We start from the raw sequence: 5,310 nt of genomic DNA on the forward strand, positions 1-5,310 counted from the left end.
ATCCCGGCGACGTCTTCTACCTGCACTCCCGCCTGCTGGAGCGCGCCGCCAAGATGGGCGACGACGCCGGGATAGGCTTCGCGGCCCGGCGTGCGGCGCAGCAGCAGCGACATCTGGCGATAGGCCACGGCCTGTTTGGAGAGATCGTCGTAGATGATCACGGCATGGGCGCCGTTGTCGCGGAAATACTCGCCCATGGTGCAGCCAGTGTAGGGCGCCAGGAACTGCAGCGGCGCCGGCTCGGAGGCGGTGGCGGAGACCACGATGGAGTATTCCAGCGCGCCGTAGTCCTCCAGGATCTTCACGAACTTGGCCACCGAGGAGCGCTTCTGCCCGACGGCGACATAGATGCAGTGCAGCTTCCGGGACTCGTCGTCGCCCTGGTTGATGGGCTTCTGATTGATGATGGTGTCCAGCGCGATGGCGGTCTTGCCGGTCTGGCGGTCGCCGATGATGAGCTCGCGCTGGCCGCGGCCGATGGGGATCAGCGCGTCGATGGGTTTCAAGCCGGTCTGCATCGGCTCCTGCACCGACTTGCGCGGGATGATGCCCGGCGCCTTCACGTCGACGCGGCGGCGCTCGGCGCCCTCGATCGGGCCCTTGCCGTCGATGGGGTTGCCCAGGGCGTCGACCACGCGGCCCAGCAGGCCGCGGCCCACCGGCACGTCGACGATCTCGCCGGTGCGCTTGACCGTGTCGCCTTCCTTGATGCCCCGGTCCTCGCCGAAGATCACCACGCCGACGTTGTCGACTTCCAGGTTAAGGGCCATGCCCTTGATCCCGCCGGGGAATTCGACCATCTCGCCGGCCTGGACGTTGTCCAGGCCATAGATGCGGGCCACGCCGTCGCCGACGGAGAGCACCTGGCCGACCTCGGCGACATCCGCCTCGTTGCCGAAGTTTTCGATCTGGTCTTTCAGAATGGCGGAGATTTCCGCGGCGCGGATGTCCATCATCCGACCCCTTTCATGGCGAGTTGAAGTCGTTGCAGTTTGCTGCGCAGCGAAGAGTCGATCATGCGGCTGCCGACCTTGACCACCAGGCCGCCGATCAGGGCCGGGTCGACCTGAAGGTCGAGTTGAACCTTGCTGCCGACCGTCGCGCGCAGCGCATCCAGAAGCGCGGCCTGCTGGCCGTCGGAAAGCGAGCGGGCGGAGGTCACCTCGGCGGTGATCTCCCCGCGCCGGCGCGCCAGCTCCGCGAGGTAGCCCTCGATCATCGCCGGCAGCGCGAAGAGGCGGTGATTGTCCGCCACGACCAGCACGAAACGTTTAGTGAGTTCGCCGATCCCCGCCTTCTCCAGAATGGCGGCGATGGCCTTGCTCTGCTGTGCGCGGGAATAGATCGGGCTCGTCAGAAGCCGGCGCAGGTCGGCGCTTTCGTCGATCAAGGCGCGCAAGGCCTTTAGGTCCGCCGCGACCTCGTCCAATGCCTTGCGATCGTCGGCAAGGTCGAGCAACGCTGAGGCGTAGCGCCCTGCCAGGTCGCTCAAGCTCGTGTTGTCACCAGCCAAGCCCGATGTCCTCGAAAGTCCTTGTTACCCCGTGCCCGCACGGCTGACCCGTTGTCTGAGACCTCTCATAAATGGGTCAGTGTTGACCGATTTTAAGGTCGCATCGGGCCTTGCACACGGCGGCGAGCCCGCCGACGAGCGCCGGTTTGGTATCATAGGTGAAAGGGCGTTGCAAGAAACCTGGACGGCTGCGCGAAACAGCCGCAAATATTAGGTTTTACGCGGGTTCCGGCGGTCCCGCCATGGCCGCCTTCATGCCTTCCTCTATCTCTTCCGGGCTGGGGTCGCGAAGGTGCTTAGCGAAAGCCCAGGAATGTCCGAAGGGATCGACGACCTGGGCATAGCGATCGCCCCAGAACATGTCCGCCGGCGGCATCTTGCCGGTCGCACCTTCGGCCAGGGCGGCGGCGTAGATCGCATCGACGTCGGCGACATAGAGATGCAGGCTGAGGGGCGTGCCGCCGAGGCTGAGCGGCGACAGCGCGCCCCAATCCGGCATCTCCTCGCCCATCATGATGCGGGAATCGCCGATCTCGATCTCCGCATGCATGATGACGGACCCGTCGGGTGTCGGCATGCGCAGGGCCTCCTTGGCGCCGAAGACCTTCTCGTAGAACGCGATGGCCGCGGGGACATCCTTCACGACCATATGCGGGGTAACGCTGTGAAATCCCTCCGGCCGACCGTTGCGTGCATCGCTCATGCTGTCCTCCCGGATCTCGGCTCCCGAACGCTTGTGCCTGGGGCGCTTTGATTTGCCCCGCGATCCTAGCGCAGCGCTGTGAAGACGGAGGATGACAATTTCGCGAACGCATCGGGCCCGACGGCCCGGCGCCTACAAGAAGCTGTAGGGATCGATGTCCACCTGGAGACGCAGGTTGGACGGCAGTTTGTGGCCGGCAAGCCAATGGCTTAGCAGGCTTTGCAGGCGCAGGCCGCGGGACGCTTTGATCAGAAAGCGCCGGCGGTGCCGGCCCCTCAGGACCGCCAGCGGCGCCGGGGCCGGGCCGAGAATGGTGACACCCTCCTGACGTGGCGCGGTCCGCGCCAGGGCCGCTGCCAGCCCGTCGACCTGCCGGGCATCGGGGCTCGACAGCACCAGGGCCGCCAGGCGGCCGAAGGGCGGCAGGCCGGCGGACCTGCGGGCTTCCGTCTCGGCTTCCAGAAAGGCGTCGCGTTCGCCGCCGGCCAGGGCCTGCATCACCGGGTGGTCCGGCTCGCCGGTCTGCAGCAGCACCCTTCCGGCGCGCTCCGCCCGGCCGGCCCGGCCGGCGACCTGGTGGAGCAACTGATAGGTCCGCTCGGCGGCGCGCAGGTCGCCGCCGTAGAGCCCCAGGTCGGCATCCACAACCCCCACCAGGGTGAGGTGCGGGAAGTGGTGGCCCTTGGCGACGATCTGGGTGCCGATCAGCAGGTCGACGTCGCGCGCCTGCACCGCCCTGACCAGCTCGGCCGCGGCCCCGGGGCCGGTTAGGGTGTCGCTGGTCATCATCGCCAGCCGCGCTTCGGGGAAGAGGGCCCGGGCCTCCTCCGCCAGCCGCTCGACCCCCGGGCCGCAGGCCGCCATGCTGCCCTCGGCGCCGCAGTCCGGGCAGGCCTTGGGCAGGCGGCTGGCGAAGCCGCAGTGATGGCACTGCAGGCGCCCGGCCAGGCGGTGCTCTACCAGCCAGGCGGTGCAGTTGGGGCATTGCAGGCGGTGACCACAGGCGCGGCAGAGGGTGAGCGGCGCGTAGCCGCGGCGGTTGAGGAACAGCAGGCCCTGTTCCTGCGCCGCCAGGGTTTCGGCGATGGCCGCGCGCAGGCGTCCCGAGAGCCAGGCCTGGGCACCGCTTTGGGGCCCGCCGGGGCCGAGGCCTTGCAGGCGCGGCGGCTTGTCCTGGCGCAGGTCGACCAGCTCGACGGCCGGCAATTGGGCCCCGCCGTGGCGCAGCGGCAGTTCCAGGCGCCGGTAGCGCCCGCCCCGCACGTTGTTCAGGCTCTCCAGGGACGGCGTGGCCGAGACCAGCACCGCCGGAATTTCGCCGAGTTGGGCGCGCACCACCGCCATGTCGCGGGCATGGTAGGTGACCCCGTCCTCCTGCTTGAAGGCAGCATCGTGCTCCTCGTCGACGACGATCAGCCCCAGATCGGGAAACGGCAGGAACAGCGCCGAACGCGCGCCGACCACCACCGGCGCCCGGCCGAAGGCGACGGCCCGCCAGGTGGCACGGCGCTGCGCGGAACTGAGGTCGGAATGCCAGAGCGCCGGGGCAACCCCGAAGCGCGCCTCGAAGCGCTCCAGCCACTGCGCGGAGAGGGCGATTTCCGGCAGCAGGACCAGGGATTGGCGGCCGGCGGCGATGGCCGCGGCGATGGCCTCGAAGTAGACCTCGGTCTTGCCGGAGCCGGTGACCCCGTCCAACAGCGTCACCGAGAAGGCCTCGGCCGCCACCGCCTGGCGAAGCTGGTCCGCCGCCTCGCCCTGCTGGTCGGAGAGGGCCGGCCCGGGGCGGCCGGGGTCCGGCGAGTCGAAACTTGGTTCGCGCTGCAGGCTGACCGCTTCCACCAGCCCGGCGGCAGCCAGCCCCTTGACCACCGAGGGGCCGACCCCCGCCGCGGCGGCGGTCTCGGAGAGCGCACGGGCCGGTCCTTCGTCGAGCAGATCCAGAACACGGCGGCGGGCCGGGGTCATGCGAAAGCCCTCGGGCAGCGGCGCGGCACTGCGCCGGTAGAGCGTGGTGGCGCGGGGCGGGGCGAGGGCGGCCGGCGCGCTGAGCGCCATGCGCAGCACCGACCCCGGCGCCGCCAGGGTGTAGTCGGCGACCCAGTCCAGGAAGCGGCGGGCGACAGCCGTCAGCGGCGGCACCGGAAAGACCTCGGCGACCGGGCGCAGTTTCTCCAGGCGCAGGGGCTTGGCGGACGCCGGGCCGGCGCCGGCTTCGGCGCGGCCGTCCTCAGGCAGGAATTCCCAGACCGCCCCCACGACCTGGCGCTGGCCCAGGGGAACGGAGACGACGGAGCCGGGCTCCAGGGCCATCTCCTCGGCGAAGCGGTAGTCGTAGGCGCCCGCCAGGGGCAGCGGCAGCAGCACGGCGGCCCGCCGCAATGTGCTGCTCTGCGTTAAGGGTTCTTGCTCCAGCGGCAGGGTGGCAGTGCTGGCAAGGCGCTTGGGCATGGGCTACACTCTAACCGAGGCCCCCGGTCAGCGCTATTGGCCCAGGGGCATCGGGCAGGGCCCTGGACGGGACCGTCGAAAGGCCGCCAACGAGAAGGATCACTCTGGACGCATGAAGTTCTTCATCGATACTGCCGACGTGGCGGAGATACGCGATCTAGCGGCCACCGGCCTGGTGGACGGGATCACCACGAACCCCTCCCTGGTCGCCAAGACCGGCCGCGATTTCTTCGACGTCCTGCGGGAGATCTGCGAGGTGGTGCCGGGGCCGGTCAGCGCCGAGGTGACCGCCGTCGATTTCGAGGCCATGGTGAGCGAGGGGCGGACCCTGGCCGCCGTGGCGCCGAACATCGTCGTCAAGGCACCGCTGACCGTGGACGGCCTGAAGGCCTGCAAGACCCTGTCGGACGAAGGCACCAAGGTGAACGTGACCCTCTGCTTCTCGGCGGCCCAGGCGATCCTGGCGGCCAAGGCCGGGGCGACCTACATCTCGCCCTTCGTTGGCCGGCTCGACGACATCGGCGCCGACGGTCTGGAACTGATCGCCGAGATCGTGCAGATCTACGATGCCTATCCCGACTTCACGACAGAGGTGCTGGTGGCCTCGGTGCGCAATTCCGGCCATGTCATCGAAGCGGCCAAG

4 protein-coding genes and 1 pseudogene are annotated in these 5,310 nt (G+C 69.2%); 1 reads left to right on the plus strand and 4 read right to left on the minus strand.

The genetic code is table 11. The annotated features are described in order from the left end of the window. The 4 genes and pseudogenes from Q0996_RS14415 to Q0996_RS14430 all read right to left on the minus strand — a co-directional run. A pseudogene (locus Q0996_RS14415) lies at positions 1–953 on the minus strand (F0F1 ATP synthase subunit alpha); the annotation flags it as partial. Beyond that, positions 953–1,513, minus strand: coding sequence for a F0F1 ATP synthase subunit delta (locus Q0996_RS14420; protein WP_299620960.1), 561 nt, complete (start codon positions 1,511–1,513; stop codon positions 953–955). The pseudogene Q0996_RS14415 and the gene Q0996_RS14420, both read right to left, overlap by 1 nt. A 217-nt stretch (positions 1,514–1,730) precedes the next feature. Further along, a complete protein-coding gene (locus Q0996_RS14425; protein ID WP_299620962.1) occupies positions 1,731–2,216 on the minus strand; it encodes a VOC family protein in 486 nt (161 codons plus the stop codon). A gap of 132 nt (positions 2,217–2,348) precedes the next feature. Next, the gene (locus Q0996_RS14430; protein ID WP_299620964.1) at positions 2,349–4,667 is read right to left on the minus strand and encodes a primosomal protein N'; all 2,319 of its coding nucleotides are present in this window, start codon (positions 4,665–4,667) and stop codon (positions 2,349–2,351) included. Positions 4,668–4,779: 112 nt separating this feature from the next. Here Q0996_RS14430 and fsa point away from each other — a divergent pair. Continuing rightward, on the plus strand, positions 4,780–5,310 hold a 531-nt coding region (gene fsa, locus Q0996_RS14435), incomplete at its 3' end, for a fructose-6-phosphate aldolase (protein WP_299620966.1).

The sequence above is a fragment of the Pelagibius sp. genome, assembly GCF_028289705.1.
GTDB lineage: Bacteria > Pseudomonadota > Alphaproteobacteria > Kiloniellales > Kiloniellaceae > Pelagibius.